We start from the raw sequence: 22,781 nt of genomic DNA, 5'->3' as shown, positions 1-22,781 counted from the left end.
GAATTGCAGCAGCTTGCCACTCGAGACCTTCCGGTGAAAAATCGCCGCGCCATCTGCCTCGCCTGCATGGACCTGGATGGTTCTCTTCGCCAGATCCCCGCCGATTATGCAAATCTCTTCCATGGACGCTTCCCTCTTTCACGGCTCCAACGCAACCATTCTGGCACGTCGGATGCCGTCGACTTGGGGGCGTCCACCCCATCGCTTACGCAAATAGGACCATCAGCGGAAAAATCCGCTTTGCATAGCGCCCACCCCTACAATTCCTTGCATGCTGAAGCAGCAATTTTTACACGCCTTGTGTGAGGCTTCACGCGGCGTGCTGCGATGGCTCCAAATTTTGGACAATCTTGCTCGCTGCGACAAAATCCACCTTTCCCGAACCCAGCACTGGCACTTTGCCGATTTTGATTTCCGCCGGAACCATCATATCCATCGCTCCCCTGGATTTGGCAAAGGCCGCGAATTCAGCGCGAGTAGCGTTTGGCGCATCTGTCAGCAGCACCAGTCGCTCACCCTTCTTTGCATCCGGAATAGATGAAACGACCGAAAGGGCCCCGGCCCACAACTGGCCGGCAAGCGCCTCGACGGCAGCGAGCGAAATCATCTCGCCGCCGATCTTGGCGAAGCGCTTGGCACGGCCACGGATCCTGACGAAGCCATCATCGTCGATTGTGACAATGTCGCCCGTGTCATGCCAGCCATCAGGGAGCGACTCGATCACGCCAGGGTTCTCAGCGCGGAGATAGCCGGCCATGACATTGGCGCCGCGGATGAAAAGGCGACCACCCTCATCGATACCCGGAACCGGCTCGAGCTTCCACTGCATGCCGGGCATGATCTTGCCGACGGTGCCTGAGCGGTTGAACATTGGCGTATTGAGGGAGATCACGGGTGCCGTCTCAGTAACACCGTAGCCTTCAAGGATACGCAGGCCGAACTTCTCCATATAGGTCTCGCGGGTCGATGGTTTGACGGGCTCGGCACCCGAAAAGATGTATCGGATCGATCGGAAGTCATAAGGGTGCGCAGTTCGGGCATAGCCGTTCAGGAAAGTATCGGTCCCGAAAATGATGGTCGCGTTGGAAGTGTAGATCAGTTCCGGCACGATGCGGTAGTGAAGTGGCGACGGATAGAAATATACCGGAACGCCCGAGACCAATGGCAGAACGGTCCCCGCCGTCAGGCCAAATGAATGAAACACCGGCAAGATATTGAAGACTTTATCCCCGGAATGGAAGTCGATGCGCGAGGCCGCCTGGGCGGCGTTTGACAGAATATTGCGATGGGTGAGAACAACACCCTTCGGCGTTCCCTCCGAACCAGATGTGAACAGGATCACGGCGGCATCATCGGCCTTGCGCTTGACCAGCGGCGTGTACCTGTTGAGGAAGCCCCGAACTTTGTCTACGATGGTAACTGTCGTGCGCAGTTCGTCGAGCCAGACGATCTTCATCTCTTTTTCGAGCTCGGTAAACACGGGACGAAGCTTGCCCTGCTCGACGAAGGCACGTGAGGAAAGTACCTGCTTTACCTCTGCCGCCCTGCACGCTGACAAGATATTGGCGGCGCCGGCGGTGAAATTCAGCATCGCCGGAACCTTGCCCGCTGACATCACAGCGAGAACAGTCGCAGCAGTGCCATTGGCGTTTGGAAGCAGGACGCCAAGCGTCTGTTCATCGGGGAACAACGCCTTGAACTTGGCACCCAGAACCGCCGCGCCGGTGAGAAGCTTGGCATAGGAGAGCTGGCCGCTAATCGGATCCTCGACTGCAAGTTTTCCCCCACCTCCTTCCAAAGCCGTCTCGATGATACGGTCCAGGATCGTCAGATTGGTGTTCGTCGTACGGAACATCAACATCGACATGACCTGGTACAGGGCCGCGCCTGCGGCGATCCGGCGCTTGCGGCCCTTAATGTCTGCGGGAACGTCGAGCTTCACCGGCTCGAGGATCGTCACTTTGACCTTAGGAAAGAGGCGACGGCGAACTTGGCCAGCCGAAAGGCGCGAGAAGTAGCTCTTCTCAAGCCCGTCGATACGGACGGGCACGATCATCGATCCTGTCTTGTCGGCAACCATAGCCGCGCCGTCGTAGACCTTCATCAGCGTCCCGGTCACCGTCAGGCGGCCCTCGGGAAAGATGCCGATCGCATTGCCCTCGTTGACAATCTTGATGAGCGAACGTGTCGCCATCGGCTTCGTCGGATCGAGCGGAAGGAATTTGCACATCTTCAGGAAAGGACGAACCCACCAAGCCTGAGCTATCTTGTAATCGACGGCGAAAACAGGCTCTTCCTCAGTTATTGCAAGCGCCAGAGCTCCATCAAGAAAGCTCACATGATTGAGCGCGATGATCGGTGCCCGACCAGCCTTCTTGATGTTCTCCAAACCTTCCACCTCAAGGCGCAGGAAGGCACGGAACAATATGGAAATGAAATCACGGAACGGATTGGTGGGCAGCGTCTTCAACATCATCCAGGCAACGCCGACATTGATGAGCGAAAGACCTAGAATGATCATCGGAACGGAGACACCGACGGCTTGCAAGATCGCGACCAGCGCAAGCCCGGTTGTGATAAATAACGCGGACAAAACGTTCGCAGCTCCGATCACACGGGCACGGCGGGCTTCGTTTGCCCAGGCCTGCATCGCCGCGAACGTCGGCACGGCCATGAATGCGCCCCCAATGGCCATACCGGCGAGATCGATCGCCACACGCATGGTCTTTGCGCCGGCAAAGAAGGCGGTGATGGTTTCAGCATGAGAGGCGGACTGCAGCCCCCACAGATTCCAAGCGAGATCTATTCCGAAGAGGGCAACTATGACGGTGCCGACTGGCGCCGGCAGCAAGACGACGCGGCCTGCCGACATCCAGCCGGCGATCGCTGAACCGACCGCAATGGAGATCGCGAAAACGGCAAGATAGGCGGGGACGACGATCTCCGAACCACCAAGGATTTCCGTAACCATGAAGGGCAGCATCGACATGACGAATGCGCCCACGAACCAGAACCAGCAATTCATGAGCGCCGAGCGCCAGACTCGCTTGTCTTCGCGCAGTTCATTGACGAGTGTGACGCTTGAGCGGAAGACATTCCTGTCGATAACGAGATCGGGCGCTTTTGAACCGGTCGCAGGGATCATGCGAGCGGCGAACCAGCAAAGCACCGAAAGCCCCATCATCATCGGTCCGAACACCCAGACATTCTCGCCATTCGTGAAGGCAAGCGCTGCAACGATCGTGCCCGTCAAGATGGCGATGAAGGTGCCGCCCTCGATCCAGGCGTTGGCCTTTGGCAAGTCCTTGCGTTCGAGATGATCGGGAAGAATGCCGTACTTTATCGGGCCGAAGAGCGACGAGATGACCCCGAATCCGAAAAGAGCCAGCATAAGGACCCAGATCGACGACAGCGCGATACCAATGACGGAGATCGCCGCGACTGCGATCTCGCAACGCTTGAGGATTTCGGCCATCTGCGCCTTGTCATATTTGTCGGCAAGCTCGCCGCCCAGCGCCGAAAGCAGCAGGAACGGAATGATAAAAATTCCGCCAGCGAGCGTCACGAGCCAAGCCCCCTCGGCAGCCATCTGCGCAAGGATCAGGAAGATCAGCGTCTGCTTCAGGAAATTATCGTTGAAGGCCGAGAGAAACTGCGTCCAGAATAACGGAGCGAACTTCCTCGATGTCATAAGATTGCCGTGCATGGCTCTTTCCCTGTTAGATCGCAAGAGAAAGCCACAGAGCTGTTACGCAAAAGTTGCAGGCAGAAACAACTCTGTGGTGTGGTTAAGAAGTCTTAGCTTTCGTTGCCACGATTGAAGTTGACGAGGAGCTTTTCAGTCTTGGCGTCCTCGATCTTGCGGATCAACTTCTCCGACTCAGCGTTATCGCGCAGCGTCTTGGTGATGTTAACCGTCGTTTGCACCAGCATCAGTATGCCCATGGCGAGATAGCCTTTGCCCCAGAGGTCGAGCGGCATCATGTAAAGGCCGGCTGCAAGCATGAAAGCTGCCGTGCCGAAGGAGATGTATGAAAAGCTGACCCAGCTGGAGGAATGCTTCTGAAAACTGTCGTTCATCGTCGCGGTCCTTCTGTTAAGTGAAGTGCGTTTCAGGCAGCGTTGTTGATACGAGTGCGGAGCCTCGCCAACACATCGTCAGAGGATGACCGCAACGGCGCACCGCAGCCGGCATTGGCAAGCTTCTCGATCATCCCGGCAGAGCGAGGCGCGCTGTCCATCTCCTTAAGCACGGAGGCAATCGTATCGTTCTGGCTTTGGCGAGCGCGAAGGCGCGCAAGGGTCTCCTCAGCCTCGTCGAGTGTAGCAAGACCAGATCCGGTAGCCGCGAGATCAAGTTTCTGGGCTTGTTCCGTTGCACGGGCCAGCCGCTCGCCGCGCTGCAGATCCTGCAATCGCGCTTCTGCGGCACGCACGATCCCCTTCAGCTTGGCAATCGTCGTTGTGAACTGGGCTTGGGCTTTTTCCGACGCATCCCGCTCGGCTTCGAGATAGGCGATCGCGTCGGCCGCTTCGCGGGCAAGACCCTCGCTGCCTTTTTCCAATGCGACAAGAGTGCGTGTTTCGAGATCAGCGATCCGGGACAGGATCATGGTGTGTTGGCTCCTTTCCTGCTCATTTTGTGCAATTGCCACCGCCACTGCGCGGCGGGCAGACTGGATGGCGCGGGCCGCATCGCGAGTTTGCTGACTGAGCAGAGGCATGGCGTTACGGTCGGCAAAAGCACGTTCGGCCTCATGCGCCCTGCCCCGCAGCAGTGTGACAATTAAGTTGAACATTTCGAATCTCCCATTTATGAACGTTGTTCACGAAGTTGTTTTGTCACAACCGTGAACGTTGTTCAAGCTTTTTTTGAACAACGTTCACGAATCAAATTGGGGTGGTTAATGGCCAGTCGAAGAGAAGAAAAACGCGAGGACCTGAGGGCCCGGTTAATCGACGCCGCACGCAACAGGATAGCCAACGAAGGGCTAGCAAACTTGCGTGCACGCGACGTCACGCAGGATGCCGGTTGTGCGTTGGGAGGTCTTTATACGGTCTTTGCTGACCTCAATGAGCTCATTATCCAGGTCAACTCCTCAACGCTTAAAGCTCTGGAGGAATCGCTGGCTCTCACCGAAGTCAAGAACCGCACCCCGGCCGATCGACTGCGCAATTTGGCACAGGGATATCTTAGGTTTGCGCTTGCCCATCGCAATCTGTGGAAAGCCCTGTTCGATCACTATCCGCCCGAAGGCAGTCCGACGCCCCAGTGGCATCTCGATGAACATCTGTTCCTGATGGACGTGATCGCTGAGCCCCTCGCGGAACTGCAGCCGGACATGCCTGCAGAGGATAGAGCGATTCGTGCTCGCACGTTGTTCGGGGCGGTGCATGGGGTGATCAGCATCAGCCTGGAAGCGCGCTTCGTCGGCTTGCCGTCTGATCGGCTAGGACGCGAACTCGACGAATTCGTCCTGACCATTGCGGCTGGGGCGGTCGCAGGACGGGCGCCGCGGGCCTGACGGGAATGTTGGTTTTGAAACCGCTGCGTAATTGTTCCAACTAGGTCAGATGTCTCGCTCGGTGAAGCGCAATCATGTGGAACTCCATTCGAAATTCACCCCGTCTGCCATTTGGCGGTACCCCATGATTCGTCCGGAACGGAAAAGCGTTTCAGATCACAACGGAACTCAACACGCTGACATGCGCGAGCGTCCGGTCGGAGATTAAAACAACACGTGGGGCAGCGCGGCTGCCCACTCGGTTTGATTGACGATGTTTAAGACGGCGAGGTTTTTTCGGGCAGCGCTATCACCGGCCGTCGATACCGCACTCAAACCGAACCGTCATCCTTCCGCCTGAGAATCACGCCATCAAGCGGTCGTTGTGAATAGGCGTCGTGCGATGACCCCCGTCAGCTCAGCAAAACCAATTGTTTCATCTTCGACCGGCACCGGGACCCCATGCCGATTCACATAACAGTGAAACATCGCTCCCGCCCGGCTGCACGCCTGCTAGCTCTTTACCGACCCAGCTGCCATGCCCGCAAGGAAGTAGCGCTGGGCGATCAGATACAGGAGCAAAAGCGGGAGCGATCCTAGCACGCTCATCGCCATCATCTCGTTCCATTCGAAGGCATGCTGGCCCATAAGCAACTCGATCCCAATGGGAACAGTCCGCATATCCATCGACTTCGTCAAAGTCAGAGCAAAGAGGAATTCGTTCCATGCCAACAGAAACGTATAGACCGCGGTCGCGACGATGCCAGGCACTGACAGTGGGATGATCACACGCCACAGCGCCGTCCAACTTGACCCGCCATCGACAAGCACCGCCTCATCAAGCTCCCTTGGCAGGGTATTGAGATAGCCGGTCATCAGAAGGATCGCATAAGGCAGGGTGAAGACCATGTACGTCAAAATCAGCGCAAAATAGGTGTTGAAAATGCCGAAGGCGACCACCATCCCGAAATACGGGATCAAAAGCGTGATCGGCGGGACGGTCTGCGTACTGATGATGAACACGTTCAGCGTATTCTTGAACCGAAATGAATACCGGCTGAAGCCATAGGCCGTCAGAATGGCGATCAGCAACGTCAGAAGTGTTACCACTCCCGCGACGAGATAGCTGTTGAGGAAGAAACGAATCTTCGCTGGGTCGTTGAAGATCGACAGGTAGGCGACGTTCGTGAAATGGTCGGGCAGGAGCCGCGGCGGCAGGGCAAAGATCTCGGTGTTTGACTTCAAAGAAGTGAAAAACATCCACAGTATCGGAAAGCCCGCGAAGACCAGACCAACCGCGAGCCCGAGATATGTCAGCAGGGTCGGTAATATGGTGCGACTGAGAGAACGCTTTGCCATTGCCGGTCACCTGGCCTTCTGATGTTTGATGTAGAAGTATGTGGCGCCCATCGAGATGATCAGAATGAAGATTGCGCTCGCCGACGCGCGGGAGAATTCGTAACTCGAAAACGCAAGTTTGTAGGTGTAGGTGCTAAGCACCTCGGTCGCGTAGATCGGACCGCCTCCCGTCGTCATCCATACGAGGGGAAAGACCTGCATTGTCCAGATGAAATCCAGCAAGGCAATGCTGATGATAATCGGCATCAGTTGCGGGATCGTGATGTAGCGGAATTTCTGGAATTCGTTAGCACCATCAATGCCGGCGGCCTCGTAGAGATCCTTGGGGATGCCCTGAAGACCAGCGAGAAGGCTCACCATATAGAGCGGATATCCCGCCCAGATATTCGCAAAGGTCAAGGCGTGCAGCGCGGTTTTCGTCGAAGAGAACCACTCGACCTTGAAGTTAATGATATGCAGCGTCATCAGGATGCTGTTGATGACCCCATTGGGATCCAGGAGCAGTCGCCAGATGATGGCGATGATCACGGCTGTGAAGAGCCACGGCATAATGTAGAGAACCCGCAGGATGCTTCTGATCAACGGATCGACACGTTGGCTGTTTAGCAAAAGGGCGAAGGCCAGACCGATCAGAAGATGGAAGATGACGCTCATCACCGTGAAGTAGAGTGTCTGCCCGACCGACTGCCAGAAAACCGGATCTTTGAAGATCGTCACATAGTTCTGCAATCCGACGAAAGCCGCGTCCTTTTTCGTGATCGCGCCGTCCATCAGCGAATAGCGCAGGACGGTGATCATGGGAAACAGCATCAGAAGGCAGAACAGAAACGTCGCCGGGGCAACATAGAAGAAGGGAACAAGCCTCTTTCTCGTTTTGTAAGACAGCATGCTACGCTTGCGCGTTTTTGCTTGCGTCCGGATCATAGTTTCTGTGGCGAGGCTCATGAGATGTGATTTCCGCCTATCGTGAAACGCATCAATTCGTCCTGATGCAGCTGCAGCGCGATAATCTCTATCACGCTGCAGATGATTGTCGGTGGCGTCCTTACTTGTCGAACTCGACCAACCACTGCTTTTGTGTGTTGGCGGCCGCCTCCTTCGCGGTTTGCTGACCGTCGAACATTTTTTGAACTTCAACGTTCATCTGCCGCATGAGATCTTCGGCCACCGGCAGGCCGACGAATTCGTTGGCCAGCTTCCCACTTTGAAATATCTTGAAGGCTTCTTCAAACAGCGGGTCCGATTTCGAGAAATCGGGTTTGGCGTGGATATTTCCCGGGAAGGCATTGGCGACCGACACGAGACGGCTGTTCACTTCGGGGCTCATCAAATATTCAACGAGCTTCCAGGCTTCTGCCTTGTGTTCGCTTTTGTCGCTGATGCCGATACCCCAGGAAGCATACGGCAGTCCGCGTTTGCCGGTATAACCGTCGACAGCTGGAAGGGCGGAGATGCCGAACTTGAGATTGGGGTTTCGCTGGCGGATGAGATTGATGTGAGCGAGTGAATCGATCATCATACCCACGCGGCCATTGACGAATTCTTCGACCTTGTCCTGTTCCTTCTTGGCAAAAATACCAGGCGCGATGACGCCGGCGTCCTGCAGCGACTTGATATATTCAAGTGTCCCGACCACGGAGGCGTTTTCCAGATCGGGCTTGCCATCCTTCAGCATGGATGCTCCGGATGCCCAGACCCAGGACATCACGTCATTCTGGATGCCGCCGGGATTTTGCAACGAAAGCGGTAGCACCCAACCGTATTGGTTCTTGTCCGCATTGGTCATCTTCTTCGCCGCATCGGCGAATTCTGTCCGGTTCGTCGGCGCCTTGTCGATGCCGGCGGCCTTTGCCATATCGAGATTGACGAAGACCGGGTAGACGAACGAGGCAAGCGGGAACATGACGCTTTGCCCGTTGACCTTGACAATGTCGGCGATCTGGCTCTGATCATATTTGGCGTCAGCCATCAGGCTGTCCATCGAAGCGATTGCGCCCTGCTTTGCCAAGCCGTTGACCCATGCTCCGTCGAGGCCAACGACATCGCTGAGTGTCCCCGACGCGGCACCAACGACGATCTGATCATGGGTGGCGGAATAGGGGCCGCTGACGAGCGTCACTTTGATGCCGGGGTTTGCGGCCTCGAAATCGTCCATGATGCTGCGCAGAGCACCGGCGGGCATTTCGGGCTCCCACCATTGAATGAACTCTAGATTGGTCTGAGCAAAGGCGCAGGTGGCGCATAGTGCCCAGACCGCCACAGCGGACTGAGCCGCCATGATATATCTTCTGACGTTCATGTTTCCCTCCCATAGAAACGATATTTTGCTCGATCCTCCCGATCGAGACCAAAGTAGGTTCCTTTCGGGGTCTAGCTGTCAATGAAGAACTGTCATCGGAAAAAGCTGGCGGGCCCCAGGGAGGAACAAAAAGCCAGCAAGGCATTGAATACTCTAGGCTTTGTCCATGGAACCCGAGACGCTTTTTTTCTAACCTACACCTTCCTCGTGTCGCATTATTTCTTTACTTTCGTAAACAAATGAAAGCCACCCCGCCCAAAGGAAAACAAATGAAAGGCTCGTTGATCGAAGAAAAGCGGGGTTCAGCGGGACCGTGCGCGCCATAGACCTCGCAAAAATGCCTTCGACCAGCTGATTGCGATCAGATGCGCTCGGGTTACCATCGAGCAGCACAGAAGGACCCGACCTCCGGCTGCAAAGTCACAGGGTTTCAAGACGGCGTGAAATCTAGGGCTCTCTATACGGGACACGCCAAGCCGCTGAGCGAAGAGCGAAGAGCGAAGAGCGAAGAGCTTGGCGGCAACAGTTGTGAGCATCAAAGCAAGCATGCGGTCTTGGGGCTGCCCACCAATCAGGTCCGCTATCGCGGATCATGCTAGATTGCCAAATGCGTTTGTGGGTCGAAGAAGTGTAACTTGGCCGCATCGATCGCCAGATCAATCATTGCGCCCGGCTGGACCGAGCTGACGGCTTCGAATTTCGCTACGGCGTTTGCTGCACCGCTTAAGTCCTCGACGGCATCGGGGTCGCCGGAGTCGATACGCACCGCTTCGATATTCAAATGAACGATCAGTTCGGAGCCCAATTCCTCGATCGATCTTACAGCTGCCGGAATCGTCGCGTAGCGTGATCCGGATTCCAGGCTGCTGTCGTAAAGGTCTTCTGGGCGGATGCCGAAGATGATCGTCTTGCCCTCGCACGTCGTCAAACCGGGAGAGCGCTCGAATGCGGTCGTCGGCACCGGTATCGAAAAGGTGGGAAGATTGATCCTGCCGTTCTGCAAACGGCCTTCGAACAGGTTCATGGACGGTGAGCCGATGAAACCCGCGACGAAGGCATTGACTGGCCGACTATACAATGTCTTTGGCGTGTCGACCTGCTGAAGGACGCCGCCCTTCAAGACCGCAACCCGGTCGCCCATGGTCAAGGCTTCGGTCTGATCGTGCGTCACATAGATTGTCGTCACGCCCAGCTGTCTTTGCAGGCTGACGATTTCGGCCCGCATTTGCACGCGCAGCTTGGCGTCGAGATTTGACAGGGGCTCGTCCATGAGAAAGGCCGCCGGTTCCCGCACCATTGCGCGTCCCATGGCGACCCGCTGGCGTTGGCCGCCGGACAGCGCCGCCGGTTTGCTCTCGAGCAGCGTATGCAACTGAAGCGTCTTTGCTATTTCATGGACCCGCTTCGTGCGCTCCTCCTTGCTTTTCCCCGCAAGCTTCATCGAGAAGGCAATGTTGTCGAACACTGTCATATGCGGATACAGGGCATAGTTCTGGAAGACCATCGCTATATCCCGATCCTTCGGCGCGAGATCCTCGACATTCTCCCCACCGATGCTCAGGGTTCCGCTGCTAATCTCCTCCAGCCCCGCGATCATGCGCAACGCCGTCGATTTTCCGCATCCCGAAGGGCCTACGAGGATAAGGAACTCGCCATCATTTATCGTCAGGCTAAGATCCTTGATTGCGTGGAATTTCGTTCCGAAGGTCTTGCAAATCTTGTCCAGTACAACAACAGCCACGGCACTTCCTCCCTACTATCACCGCCATCCAATCCTCCGGACAGCCCTCCCGGCGCGACCGCAGATCGAACCGAACCGTCTCTGCGCAGCGCTGTTCCGATATCCAGGGCACCAGTCTAGTGAACTCTCAGTCTGGCGGCGCAATCGGTCTGGGCACGGGCGCATTATCCTTCGCCATCCACGCGAGACAGGCGCTTTGATCTGGCAGAGCCATACGGCCACCCGGGCCGGTCACGGAAATCGCCGCTGCGGCAGTTGCGTAAACGGCGCAGGCGACAGGCTGCTTTCCCTGTGCAAGGGCAAAGGCATAGGCGCCGTGAAAGCAATCTCCGGCGCCGGTCGTGTCGACCGCTTTGACCTTATAGGCCGGGACATGCCACAAAACGTCATCTCCCGTCTGCTTGATATAAGATCCTCGTTCGCCGTCGGTCAGGACGACTGCAGTACGGTCATCAGACCACAGCTTGCGCAGGATCAACGTCGGGTCGGTTTCGCAAGAATAAGTCTGCGCGAATTTCAGCGGCAATACCAGGTGATTGGATAAGCTCATTAATCGTTCGGTTGCAGGCCCGATCGCCCATTCAATGTCTGCCACCACCGCCAAGCCCAGCTTACGGGCGCGCGCAACAACCATATCGGCGTTGACGGCATAGCCGTCGATCAACAGCACCTGGGCTTGCGCAAGGGTGCTATCGGTCAGCGCCTCGGAGGTTCCGTGCGGCACATCATCGTCATAGGCGATAAACCTGTCGCCTTCAGGTCCGACCGTGATCACCGAACGTATGGGCCTGGCATCTGGGCGACGCGGCGCAAAGGATATATCGACTCCGTGCCGCTCAAGCTCGCGGGCGCTGACATCGGCGAGGGGTTGATCATTCAACCAGCCGATGAAACCGGCCCGCCCTCCGAGCTTTGCGACCGCAACAAGGGCCGTCGCTACATTGCCGCCGTGGTCCTGAGTGCGATTTATCACCTTCCCTTTGCCGGCACTCAGCGGTCGGTCGACATAGATGATATCGTCGATCGCCACGGCCCCAAAGCCCAGAACCTGAAGGTTGCGTGTCACCTGTCAACCGCCCGCGGCCGCGAGCGCCTCTTGCGGCGCCATACCACCGTGAATGACCAGCTTGAAGGCGCGCGCCGCCATCGTCGTGTCGCCGTGCCCCCAAAGGTTTCGCCCCACCACTGCACCCTTTGCCCCCGCGCGCAAGGCATCGGAGGTCTGTGTCAGGGCTCCGAGCAGATTATCCGCCTTCGGACCGCCCGCGATAACGATGGGAACCGGGCAAGTGGCGACAGTCTCTTGGAATGAAGCGAAGTCTCCGGTGTATCCGACCTTGATCACGTCGACGCCGGTTTCAAACCCGATCCGCACGGCATAGGCGATTTCGTCGGGGGTGAATACGATCTTGCCGCCGTCTGAATAGTCGCGGGGATAGACATGCGCAACGACCGGCATTTCAAAGCGAGCAGCGGCGTTGACCGTATCGGTAAGCCAGCGAATGTATTCGCCTTCGGTATTGCCGCGCACCGGAATGGCAACGGCCAAAGCATCGGCACCGTAGCGCACCGCATCCTCAGGGGTCGCGATCAACTGACGGATTCGATCGTCCGGCGTAAAGCAGCCGGCTTGAATTACCAGCGCCGCCTTGCCGGCATAGGCCGGCCACAAGTGACGCGCCGCCCCCGGCTGAATGCTGATATAGTCCGGCTCTCCGGCCATCACCCGCTTCAGGGCGCCCGGCAGATCCGCAAGACCGCCCTCGCGGACGTTGCCATAGCCAACGAAGTGGTCGACGGCGCCACCGAATAAATGCCCCGACGGATGAGAAAACAGCCGTGACAGGCGAATTTTGGTTCCAAGGCCCATATCAATGCTGTCCTTTATAAGGTTCGATTTCGCGGGAGACCCTAACTCGAAAGTAAACGAATATTCAATATTTCGATTTCTTTCGTTTTAATTTAAGTTTACGATTTCGCGCGCTAACGTATGCCAACTTCGGCCTTTCGCTCGTCCTTTGAACAGTACGGTCGGCCACGTATTTTCGATTTTCGAAAGATCGGCACCGCAACCTGTTCGGAAGCCAATTCGGGATCAAACATGCTTGCAGAACAACGGCGACATCAGATTATGCTGGAACTTCAGCGGACCGGCCAAGCGCGCACCAGCCAGCTGGCGGAAAATTTCGGCGTGTCCGAAGTGACCATCCGATCCGACCTGGAAATTCTGGATGCCAAGAAGCTGCTCATTAAGACACATGGCGGTGCGATAGCTTTGCCGGCCAGTTCGCCCGCGGCAGCCTTCGAAGAACGTATGAACCGCAATTTCGATGCCAAACGACGCATCGCTCAGATGGCGGCACGCCAGATCATCGACAACCAGTCCGTGGTGTTTGACAGCGGCTCGACGCTGCTGCAGGTGGCCATGCAAATGCCGCCGGTCAACAATGTCGTGGTGGCCACAACCGCCATGAATATTGCGCAGCATCTGATGTATCGGCCAGGCTTGGACGTGCACATGATAGGCGGTCGAGTCTTTCCCAGCACTGTCAGCACGATTGTCTCGGATTCAGACAAGGCCGTGGGCGGTCTCGTTGCCCACCAGGCGTTTCTCAGCGCTCATGCAATCGATCACTCATTCGATGTCGTCGATGTCTCGGAAGACATTGCACGGACCAAACGAAATCTGGTGCGCATGGCGAGGCGCGTGATCCTTGTGGCGGATTCCAGCAAGTGGGATATTGGCGCCTCATCCAAGGCATTTTCGCTTTCACGGGTCGATTTGATTATTACCGATACGGGCATGCCGCATGGGATTCGCAGTCGATTGGACAAGCTGGGAGTCGAAGTGCGCTATGTATAGAGGGCGGCGACTACGCTGCCGATTGTGCTTTGTGTAACAAAAAATTTTGCGCATGCGATATTGTCAGGCTACAAACGCAGTTTGAAAGCCCTCACACTGACTGCCTTTGCGACATCAGCTGACGCAGACGTTGCTTGGCGCAGTGCAACCAGAATTGCCAATGGATAAGATGACGATCAAAACCATGGACGATTTCGCACGGTCCTGCGGCGTTTCTCGTCCAACGCTTTCGAGGTATTTCGATAGCCCGAGCAGCGTAAAGCCGATGACGCGCAAACGCATCGAGGACGCGCTGTCGGCATCCGACTACCGTCCCAATCTCTATGCCCGCAACCTCAATCGCAAGAGGACGCGGAACATTGGCATTCTCGTGCCTGTCATAACGGATCCATTCTATGCCGAAATGGTCAACCGTCTAGAATTACTCGTTCGCGGCGAAGGTTACTGGCCAATCGTAATCTCGTCCCACGGCTTGCCAGATCTTGAAGCCGAGGCTGTGAACACGCTGTTGTCATTGAAGGCTGCTGGCGCGATCATCGCACCTCTAGGCCTCGCTTCCGAGCCTGGCATCTTCGAAAAACTTCGGGAGAGCATTCCCATTGTCTACTTCGATACGTTCATCGAAGGCAACACGCCGTTCATTGGCAACAACAACGCCCAAAGCGTTGCGACAATTGTCGACTATCTTTGTCGATCGGGCGAGCCGCCTACATATTTCGACATTCCGCATGTCAATCACAATTCCGGGGAGCGGCTGGCAAGCTATATCGCCACGATGGAGTCGCTCGGATTTGAACCGGTCGTGTTTGGCGACACTGAGAGTTACAGCTGGAATTTCGAACAGATGGGGTATGAGCAGACCGATGCACTGATCACGGCTGGTACGCTCCCGGGCACGACAATTCTTTGCGCGAACGATCGCCTCGCCTTCGGCGCGATGGCAGCCGCCCATGCGCGCGGCCTACGCGTCGGCCGCAGGAGCGATAGTGATCTTCGCATCGCCGCCCATGACGACCACCCCCTCAGCCGCTATACTTGCCCGCCATTGACGACAATGGCACAGGACTTCACGGCCATGGCGCGCAGCAGCGTCGACACGCTGCTTTCCATGCTGGACGATTCCGATGATTCCGCACAGGTCATTGCCCGAAAAATCATATTCGACGGTACATTGGTGATGCGTCAGTCGGCGTGATCGACAAGGCTGCGCCATCCGGCAACTGCCTCTTCCACCGCCCGCCGCGCCGCCGGAATGTGCCGCCCCATGGAAACGAAGCCATGAATCTGATCCTGCCAACGCCGCAGAATTACGGGGATACCCGCCTCGGCAAGCCGGCGGGCATAGGCCTCCCCTTCGTCTGCGAGGATATCATGGCCCGCAATCGCGATGAAGGCCGGCGGCACACCCGCGACATTGTCGACGATCAGGGGAGAGACGCGCCAATCAACGATATCAGCCGCATCGCGGACGTAATGATCCCGGAACCAACGCATCGTCGAGGTGGTCAAACCGTATCCTTCCGAAAACCTGACATAGCTGTCGGCTGTCTGTCGGGCATCGGTGTTCGGATAGAGCAGAAGTTGCGCCGAGATTTTCCGCGCAGCGCCATCTCGCGACAGAAGTGATAAGACTGCGGCCAGGTTGCCGCCGGCGCTATCGCCCGCGACCGCGATCCGGTCAGGGTCGATACCAAGCCAACTTGCCTGCTCCACCACATGGGCAAGAGCCGATACGCAGTCCTCCAAGCCCGCCGGGAACTTGTGCTCCGGCGCCAGCCGATAGTCGGGGCAAAATACAATACAGGCACCGATATTTGCAAACCACCGGCAAATCTCGTCATGCGATTCAAGCGTGCCGACAACCCAGCCGCCGCCATGAAGGTAGAGAAGCGCCGGCGCATCCGCGATCGGAGCACCCACGCCGCGATAGATCCGGAGCGGGATCGGGCCACCCGTCCCAACGATTGTCCTGTCCTCGATGGCGGCAACCAGTTCGCGATCGCCTTGCAATGTCGGGCAACCGGCGTCATAGGCAGCGCGCGCCTCGTTCGCTGTCCCAAGTTCAAAGGGTGACTGGTTGGCGGCGCGACCGAGTGCCAGGACATGCGCGGCGCCGGGATCCACTCGATGTTTCATCGCTTCACCTCAAGCAAGCAGGCTGCGGGCCTCATCTTCGTCGAGCAACGGTGGTCGCGCAACTGTGCCCGCAACCGCAACCGCGCTCCGGCTCTCGCTGGATGCCAGGGTCGCTTCCATGATCTCGAGAACATGAAGCGCTAAATCGCCGGAGGCGCGCGGCGCCCTGCCCTCGCCAAGCGCGCGGACGAGATCGGCAACGCCCAGCATGCGATAATTGGCGCGGTCGGGAGCGTTATACGGCCAGTTCGGCGCGCCATACAGCTCCCCCTCGCTTTTGAAATTCTTCCATTCGGCACCGCGCTCGGAAAGCGAAACTGTTCCGCCGAAGGTATCAGGATCGGGCAAGCGCAACGAACCTTCCGTGCCGTGCAATTCGATCGGATGATTGGAGTGTCGAAAGACATCCCACGACGCACCGAAATTCACCGTCGCACCCGACTGAAACTCGAGAAGCGAGAGCACGCTGGTCGGCGTCCCGACCTTGAACGTGGTGTTCTTGAAGGGGCCGTCAGCGGTAATCAACCGCTCTTCTTGGCCTTTCGTCGCCATCGCCATGACGCTTTTCACCGGGCCGAGCAGATTGACGAGCATCGTCAGATAATAGGGGCCCATGTCAAAGAGCGGGCCGCCGCCGGGCTGATAGTAGAATTGCGGATTGGGGTGCCAATGCTCCATTCCGCGGCCAAACATGAAGGCGGTGCCGCTGACCGGGCGGCCAATCGCACCTGCATCCATCAGGCTTCGCGCACGGCGGCCGGCAGCGCCGAGGAATGTATCGGGAGCGGAACCCAACAAACGACCGCGACTTCTGGCTTCGGCCACAAGCTTGCGGCCCTCGGCAGCCGACGTGGCGAGCGGCTTTTCGGTGAAGACGTGCTTGCCCGCAGAAAGCGCCGACATCGTCACGTCGAAATGGACGGCCGGGATCGTGAGGTTCACGACAAGGTCGACTTCGGGGTCGGCCAACAGCGCATCGACCTCCATTGCCCGGATGCCGTATTCCTTCGCCCTCAGCGCCGACATGTCGGATGAGATGTCGGCACATGCCCTCAATTCTACTCCGGCAAACAGGGCAGCGTTGCGCAGATAGGTCATCGAGATATTGCCGCAGCCGATAACGCCGATGCCCAGCCTGGTTCCGGAATATGCTTTCATTAATTGGCCTCCCGCCAATTCCGATAATTTCGACTATCGATGGGCATCGCTGCCACGAACAGTCGCCATAGAAACATTTTATTTCTTGACGCGCGATAATTTTTTATAAAACATGCGGAAATAGAGACCCGGCAGCAGTGCGTGGCTCGCCAGGGAGGTAGACGTTACTAAATTGAGACGGGCAACGAACGTCGCTTAGCGAGCGCGGGGAGGAGAATCGCGGGGCAGTGCTTTTTCAGTGAACATCTTGCTCTTTGTGGTTTTGGGTTTCAACAGCGGCGCCAGGCGATCTCTGCTGGCATGGTGGACACATCAGATCTCACTTTCAGAGCGTGGGGTTTCGCCCCCCGTCTCACCCATCATGCCAACGGCGCCGATCATCCCGGTTCAGCGGCATATGATCGAAAGCCTGACGCCGGACGATATCAAGGAATTGGCATGAGTAGCAAAGACCTGAAAGTTGGCTGCCAGACATTCACGTGGGAAATGCTCGGGAAAAACTGGAATGGCGGTCCGGACGAACTGCTGGAAGCCATTGCCGAGGGCGGCTATGCGGGCATCGAGATTACCGACACGATGATCGGCCACTACGCAGATAGTCCCAATGATTTCGCCGCGAGCCTTCAGAAACATGGCCTGACGCTGGTGGCTTTCGCGATGGGCTCGAAAAGCGGCTTCACCGTCAAGGAAGAGATCGAGAACGACCTCAGGACCACACAGCGCTGGATCGATTTCGCGGCCGTCTTTTCCAGCGCCCTCGTTTCGATCGGCTCGGCGACAGTGGTCTCCGAAGGACCACGGAAGGCGAAATTCGAGATCGCCGCGGAGTTCTACAATCGGGCTGGCGAACTGGGCAAAGCTTCGGGCGTGGATATCGCCCTGCATCCCAGTTCGCACCACAACACGCTTCTGTTCGACCGTGCCGATTATGACCGGATCTTCTCGCTTATCGACAAGAACCTGGTCGGCTGGGTGCCGGATACCGGCCATATCCTGCGCGGCCATGGGGATGTGATCGATACGCTGCGGACCTATCAGGACCGCATCCGCTATCTGCATCTGAAGGATGTCGATGCGAACGGCAAATGGGCCATGCTTGGCAAGGGGGTCTGCGATACGCCCGCCGTGATCGACATCGTCGCTGCGGGGCCGCGCTTCAATGGCTGGCTGGTACTGGAAGAGGAATCGGACACAGCCGCCGCTGACCCTGCGACTGCCGTCAGGACGAACCGTGAAACGATGCGCCGCTACGGCGCCTGAGGAAGAAGTCATGATCCGCAAGGAAGACCGTCGGCTGCGTGTGGGCGTGCTCGGCTGCGGCCCGATCGCACAGTTCGCCCATCTCGAATCCTGCGCGAAGGCCAGGAATGCCGACCTTTATGCAATTTGTGACGCAGCGCCCGACCTGCTTGCGCGCATGGGCGCGACATATGAGCCTCAGAAGATGTATGCCGATTATGACGCAATGCTTGCCGATCCAGAGCTTGAAGCCGTCATCATCGCCACATCAGACGCCTATCACGTGCCGATGTCGATCAAGGCGCTCGATGCTGGGAAACATGTGCTCTGCGAGAAGCCCACGGGTGTGACGATCGAGGAAGGCCAGGCGCTCGCCGACGCCGTCAAGCGATCCGGCAAGGTGCTGCAGGTCGGTCACATGAAGCGTTTCGACCCAGCGCTGGAGGCTGCGCGGGATTTTGTCCGTGACGATATCGGCGAGATTTTCGCGCTGAAAGCCTGGTACTGCGACTCCACCCACCGCTACACAAATACCGACGCGGTCCAGCCACTGCCGATCACCAGCAAGTTCGCCAGAAAACCGGCCGGAAATCCCAAGGCTGACCTGCGCCAGTATTTCATGCTGGCGCATGGCTCGCATCTCGTCGATACCGCCCGTTTCCTGTGTGGCGGGATCGTCGCGCTCCGAGCCCGCCTTCTCGAGCGCGCCAACGCCTATTGCTGGTTCGTGGAAACCGAGTTCGCCAACGGCGCGCTCGGTCATCTCGATCTGACGGTCGCGGTCCGCATGGACTGGCATGAGGGCTTCCACCTCTATGGCGAAAATGGTTCAGTGATCGCCAAGACCTTCAATCCCTGGTACCTCAGGGCGAGTGAGGTCGAGATCTTCCACGAGAAGGACGCCACGACCCGCAAGCCGCTGGGAGCCGATGGGCACTTCTTCCGCAGGCAGCTGGAAGGGCTTGCCGATACCGTGCTGAACGGCGCACCGATGCGCGGTGCCGATATCGAGGACGGCATCGCCTCCATCCGCGCCATGGTCGCCATCGCCCGCTCGGTAGAAACGGGCGAACGTGTGGAACTCGCAACCGTCACGGGATCGGTCTGATGCAGCTCGGCATCTTTGCAAAGACCTTCCCCGGCACCGATCCCCAGCGAGTGCTGTCGGCCGTGCGTGAAAGCGGCTTTGCGACGACGCAGTTCAATCTCGCCTGTGTCGGCCTGCCGTCGATGCCGGATGCAGTGGCACCGGAAACGATCGCCGCGATCCGGGCGGCATCCAGAGAAACCGGTGTTTCGATCGCTGCCCTTTCAGGCACCTATAACATGGCCCACCCGGACAAATCCGTACGCGATATGGGGTCTAAACAACTCAAGATAGTGATCGAAACAGCAGCGGCCTTGCAGATCCCGCTGGTGACGCTTTGCACCGGCAGCCGCAATGCCCAGGATCAATGGATGTATCATCCGGACAATGCGCTTCCATCTGCCTGGGCCGATATGGCGTCCGAAATGGAAAAGGCGCTGGGGTTCGCCGAGCGGCACGATATCGCTCTTGGCATCGAGCCGGAACAAGCAAACATCGTCACGTCTGCCGCTGATGCAATGCGGCTGATCGGAGAGATGGGTTCGAAGCGCCTGCGCATCGTGCTCGATCCGGCAAATCTCTTCGAGCGGGCGACGCCAGCCGAAGTGTCCGACATCGTCGAAAGGGCGATCGATATCTCGGCTGGTCATGTGACGATGGCCCATGCGAAGGACCGCCATGCCGATGGCCGCTTCGCGACAGCGGGTCAGGGCATCGTAGATTTCCCTGCCTTTATCGACGGTCTGCGCGTGACCGGTTTCGACGGTCCGCTCGTCACGCACGGCCTCGCGGCAGTGGAAGCACCCGCCGTCGCCAGATTCCTTTCGGATCTGATCCGATGAAGACGCACATCACCTTCAGACGAGACGATACCGACCTTTCAGTGCACGACTGCGGGACAGGCAACGCCTTGGTCTTTCAACACGGGCTCGGAGGCAGCGAGGCGCAGGTCGCACAGGCTCTCCCTCAGGGGCTCGACTGGCGGCGGATCACCACTGAGTGCCGCGGGCATGGCAGCTCGACGCTTGGCACGCGACGCCCCTTCTCGATTGCGATGTTTGCAGCCGACGTCGTCGCCGCTGCAGACGAAAAGGGGATAGGGCGGTTCATCGCCGGCGGCATCTCCATGGGCGCAGCCATCGCGCTGCATCTGGCAAAAACACATCCCGAACGCGTCAAGGGCCTCATCCTGGTACGCCCGGCCTGGTCGTTTGCCCGCGCCCCCGACAACCTCGCACCGATCCGCGAGATCGCGGCGTTGCTTCGATCCCGTTCGCTTGCCGATGGGCAGGCGCTTTTTGCAAAGTCGGCGACGGCGCAACGTCTGCGTGTGGAAGCGCCGGACAATCTTGCTTCCCTGCTCGGCTATTTCGAACGCCCGGATGCCTCAGCCTTCGCCGAAGTGCTGGGCGACATCGCTTCGGATGGAACCGGTGTTTCGCAAGAGGACGCGGCAAACCTCGCTATTCCCGCCCTCGTCCTCGGCAACCGGCAGGATGCCATTCACCCTCTAGCCGTTGCACAATTGATGGCTGACACGCTCCCAAATGCGCGTTTCCTCGAAGTGCCTGCGAAGGCGGCGGCGACCGAAGCTCATTTCGCCGCAGTCCGAACAGTCATTCTGCAATTCCTCAACACAGAATTCAAACATTGGAGCGTTGCTCACCTATGACGTCGAAATCTCTCTCGGGCGGCGCCATCGCCGCATTGCCCCGGCACAGACTGCTCGGCGAGTTTTCGCTCTGGTCCGCAGATCTTGCCAACATGGAGCGCGACCTTCACCGCATCGAGCCTTATGTCGACCTTCACCATATCGACGTTGCCGACGCGCGCTTCACGCCTGGCTTCCTGTTCTTTCCCGATTTCGTCGCCCGCATTGCCAAGCTGACGGCAAAACCTATTCATGTGCATCTGATGGTCGAGGCCGAGATTGTCGAGGAGCAAACACGCCAGTTCATCGAGGCAGGTGCCGATCTCGTTAGTGTTCATGCCGAGACCGGCGAAGCCGGTTTGCGCGCGGTCGAACTCGCAAAACAGCTTGGGGCCGAAGCCGGCGTCGTACTGCGGCTGGAAACTTCGGTCGCCGAGGCAGAACCGTTCCTCGCTGAGGTCGCCTTCTTCACGCTGCTCGGGACCTCGATCGGCGTCAAGGGACAAAGCCTTTCGGACAAAGCCTGCGACCGACTGCGCGAAGCGCGGTCGTTGATCAAGCGTGTGGGACGCGAAAAGGCGATTGTTCTTGCGGCAGACGGCGGCATTCGTGAACGGACCGTTCCACTGTTGCGAGCAGCTGGGGCGGAGACGGTCGTGCTCGGATCGCTGGCGTTCGGCGACAAGGATCTGCCGGGCCGTATCGCTTGGCTGCATGCTTTGGAGACCCAGCCCTGATGAGCAGGATTGCACTTGCATTCGATCTGGGTGGAACGGAGCTGCGCGCCGCGCTGGTTGGCGACGGCGGCAATTTGCTGGCGTTCGCGTCCATGCCAACGCTTGCGAAGGATGGACCGGATGCGGTCATCGAGCAGATCGCGATGCTCGCGGAGAAAACCTGCTCGGAAGTTCCCGACGCCCAGCCGCTTGGTATCGGCATCGGAGCGCCCGGCCCGCTCGATCCAGTCGCGGGCATCCTTACCGCACCACCGACCCTCTCGGGCTGGCGTGAAGTACCCCTCGCGAGCCGTCTTCAGGACCGCTTAAACCTGCCTGTGCGGCTGGAGAACGATGCGAACGCCGCCGCTCTCGGCGAATGGCGTTTCGGGGCCGGCCGCGGCGCGGCCTCGCTGGTTTTCGTCACCGTGTCTACCGGCATCGGCGGCGGGGTGATCTCCGATGGCCGGATCGTGCATGGGCGCCGTGGGCTCGCAGGCGAAATCGGCCATATGACCATCACGAGCGAGAGCGAACGATGCCTTTGCGGGGCGGTGGGCTGCTTCGAGGCGGTAGCGTCGGGTACTGCGCTCGGCCGGCGTGCTACTGCTTTAACAAAGCCAGGCGACGGCTCGGCGCTGCGAACGCTGTCCCACGACGGCGATGTGACGGGCCGACATGTCGTCGAGGCGGCGCGCAGCGGTGACGAAACAGCACTTGGGCTGATTGACAGGGAAGCCCGCTGGTTGGGCATCGGCTTTACCAATCTGCTCCATCTCTACTCGCCCGACATGATCGTCATGGGCGGTGGAATTTCCTATGGCTATGATCTCCTTCGAAAACCCATCGAGGCCACCATTCAGGAGCGAGCGATGCCCGCTTATCGCGACGTGCCGGTTGTGCCGGCGCAGCTCGGCAGGCATGCCGGCTTGGTGGGCGCCGCTAGCTTGATCTTTCTCAATTGAAAGATATTCGCAAATGGTCTTATTCGACGTGGAGAGTTTCCAGTGCCTGGAGTGCGACTTCGC

The 22,781-nt window shown here is 58.2% G+C and carries 20 protein-coding genes; 9 read left to right on the top strand and 11 right to left on the bottom strand.

Annotation, left to right across the window (positions count from 1 at the left end; translation table 11 throughout):
• Positions 1-310: 310 nt before the first annotated feature.
• The 3 genes from QA644_RS22825 to QA644_RS22815 all read right to left on the bottom strand — a co-directional run bounded on the left by QA644_RS22825 (position 311) and on the right by QA644_RS22815 (position 4,799).
• Entirely contained in the window at positions 311-3,706 is a 3,396-nt protein-coding gene (locus tag QA644_RS22825; protein WP_283073457.1) for an acyl-[ACP]--phospholipid O-acyltransferase, read from the bottom strand.
• 92 nt (positions 3,707-3,798) lie between these two features.
• A complete protein-coding gene (locus tag QA644_RS22820; protein WP_028739465.1) occupies positions 3,799-4,080 on the bottom strand; it encodes a YiaA/YiaB family inner membrane protein in 282 nt (93 codons plus the stop codon).
• 32 nt (positions 4,081-4,112) lie between these two features.
• Positions 4,113-4,799 carry a PspA/IM30 family protein gene (locus QA644_RS22815; protein WP_283073456.1) on the bottom strand — a complete coding sequence of 229 codons (687 nt, stop codon included), beginning with the start codon at positions 4,797-4,799 and terminating at the stop codon, positions 4,113-4,115.
• Between the two features lie 108 nt (positions 4,800-4,907).
• Between QA644_RS22815 and QA644_RS22810 the strand changes: the two genes are divergently transcribed.
• Positions 4,908-5,525 carry a TetR/AcrR family transcriptional regulator gene (locus QA644_RS22810; RefSeq protein WP_283073455.1) on the top strand — a complete coding sequence of 206 codons (618 nt, stop codon included), beginning with the start codon at positions 4,908-4,910 and terminating at the stop codon, positions 5,523-5,525.
• A gap of 492 nt (positions 5,526-6,017) precedes the next feature.
• On the opposite strand, the gene QA644_RS22805 is transcribed toward QA644_RS22810, so the two are convergent.
• From QA644_RS22805 to QA644_RS22780, 6 genes are all read right to left on the bottom strand, one after another.
• Positions 6,018-6,863: a carbohydrate ABC transporter permease gene (locus QA644_RS22805; protein WP_040114897.1), complete on the bottom strand. Its 846-nt coding sequence runs from the start codon at positions 6,861-6,863 to the stop codon at positions 6,018-6,020.
• Positions 6,864-6,869: 6 nt separating this feature from the next.
• Positions 6,870-7,808: a sugar ABC transporter permease gene (locus QA644_RS22800; RefSeq protein ID WP_283073454.1), complete on the bottom strand. Its 939-nt coding sequence runs from the start codon at positions 7,806-7,808 to the stop codon at positions 6,870-6,872.
• Positions 7,809-7,908: 100 nt separating this feature from the next.
• Positions 7,909-9,162 carry a sugar ABC transporter substrate-binding protein gene (locus QA644_RS22795; protein ID WP_283073453.1) on the bottom strand — a complete coding sequence of 418 codons (1,254 nt, stop codon included), beginning with the start codon at positions 9,160-9,162 and terminating at the stop codon, positions 7,909-7,911.
• Positions 9,163-9,757: 595 nt separating this feature from the next.
• A complete protein-coding gene (locus tag QA644_RS22790) occupies positions 9,758-10,903 on the bottom strand; it encodes an ABC transporter ATP-binding protein (RefSeq protein WP_283073452.1) in 1,146 nt (381 codons plus the stop codon).
• Positions 10,904-11,030: 127 nt separating this feature from the next.
• A complete protein-coding gene (locus QA644_RS22785; protein ID WP_283073451.1) occupies positions 11,031-11,969 on the bottom strand; it encodes a PfkB family carbohydrate kinase in 939 nt (312 codons plus the stop codon).
• Between the two features lie 3 nt (positions 11,970-11,972).
• Entirely contained in the window at positions 11,973-12,773 is an 801-nt protein-coding gene (locus QA644_RS22780; RefSeq protein WP_022713937.1) for a class I fructose-bisphosphate aldolase, read from the bottom strand.
• Positions 12,774-13,004: 231 nt separating this feature from the next.
• On the opposite strand from QA644_RS22780, the gene QA644_RS22775 reads away from it, so the two are divergent.
• Together QA644_RS22775 and QA644_RS22770 are read left to right on the top strand one after the other, a co-directional pair.
• Positions 13,005-13,766, top strand: a complete 762-nt coding sequence (locus QA644_RS22775) for a DeoR/GlpR family DNA-binding transcription regulator (protein ID WP_022713936.1) — start codon at positions 13,005-13,007, stop codon at positions 13,764-13,766.
• Positions 13,767-13,926: 160 nt separating this feature from the next.
• The gene (locus tag QA644_RS22770; RefSeq protein WP_283073450.1) at positions 13,927-14,961 is read left to right on the top strand and encodes a LacI family DNA-binding transcriptional regulator; all 1,035 of its coding nucleotides are present in this window, start codon (positions 13,927-13,929) and stop codon (positions 14,959-14,961) included.
• Here the strand turns inward: QA644_RS22770 and QA644_RS22765 are convergent.
• Together QA644_RS22765 and QA644_RS22760 are read right to left on the bottom strand one after the other, a co-directional pair.
• The gene (locus tag QA644_RS22765; RefSeq protein WP_194731619.1) at positions 14,949-15,902 is read right to left on the bottom strand and encodes an alpha/beta hydrolase; all 954 of its coding nucleotides are present in this window, start codon (positions 15,900-15,902) and stop codon (positions 14,949-14,951) included. The two genes, QA644_RS22770 and QA644_RS22765, sit on opposite strands and share 13 nt — an antisense overlap.
• Positions 15,903-15,911: 9 nt before the next feature.
• A complete protein-coding gene (locus QA644_RS22760) occupies positions 15,912-17,060 on the bottom strand; it encodes a Gfo/Idh/MocA family oxidoreductase (RefSeq protein ID WP_283073449.1) in 1,149 nt (382 codons plus the stop codon).
• A 438-nt stretch (positions 17,061-17,498) separates the two neighbouring features.
• On the opposite strand from QA644_RS22760, the gene QA644_RS22755 reads away from it, so the two are divergent.
• Genes QA644_RS22755 through QA644_RS22730 form a run of 6 tightly spaced genes read left to right on the top strand, consistent with a single transcriptional unit; the run spans position 17,499 to position 22,718 of the window.
• Positions 17,499-18,320 (top strand): sugar phosphate isomerase/epimerase, encoded by an 822-nt coding sequence (locus tag QA644_RS22755; RefSeq protein ID WP_283073448.1) that lies wholly within the window; start codon positions 17,499-17,501, stop codon positions 18,318-18,320.
• A gap of 10 nt (positions 18,321-18,330) precedes the next feature.
• Entirely contained in the window at positions 18,331-19,407 is a 1,077-nt protein-coding gene (locus QA644_RS22750) for a Gfo/Idh/MocA family oxidoreductase (protein WP_283073447.1), read from the top strand.
• Positions 19,407-20,228, top strand: coding sequence for a sugar phosphate isomerase/epimerase (locus QA644_RS22745; protein ID WP_283073446.1), 822 nt, complete (start codon positions 19,407-19,409; stop codon positions 20,226-20,228). Before QA644_RS22750 ends, QA644_RS22745 begins: the two co-directional genes overlap by 1 nt.
• Positions 20,225-21,058, top strand: coding sequence for an alpha/beta hydrolase (locus tag QA644_RS22740; RefSeq protein WP_283073445.1), 834 nt, complete (start codon positions 20,225-20,227; stop codon positions 21,056-21,058). The genes QA644_RS22745 and QA644_RS22740 overlap by 4 nt, the downstream gene beginning before the upstream one ends.
• Positions 21,055-21,774, top strand: a complete 720-nt coding sequence (locus tag QA644_RS22735; RefSeq protein WP_283073444.1) for a ribulose-phosphate 3-epimerase — start codon at positions 21,055-21,057, stop codon at positions 21,772-21,774. Before QA644_RS22740 ends, QA644_RS22735 begins: the two co-directional genes overlap by 4 nt.
• Positions 21,774-22,718 carry an ROK family protein gene (locus QA644_RS22730; protein WP_074071331.1) on the top strand — a complete coding sequence of 315 codons (945 nt, stop codon included), beginning with the start codon at positions 21,774-21,776 and terminating at the stop codon, positions 22,716-22,718. Before QA644_RS22735 ends, QA644_RS22730 begins: the two co-directional genes overlap by 1 nt.
• The last annotated feature ends 63 nt before the right edge of the window (positions 22,719-22,781 follow it).

It is taken from the genome of Rhizobium sp. CC1099, assembly GCF_029714385.1.
Lineage (GTDB): Bacteria > Pseudomonadota > Alphaproteobacteria > Rhizobiales > Rhizobiaceae > Rhizobium.
The sequence above is the reverse complement of the archived record's forward strand: the minus strand, read 5'-3'. Positions and strand labels throughout refer to the sequence as shown.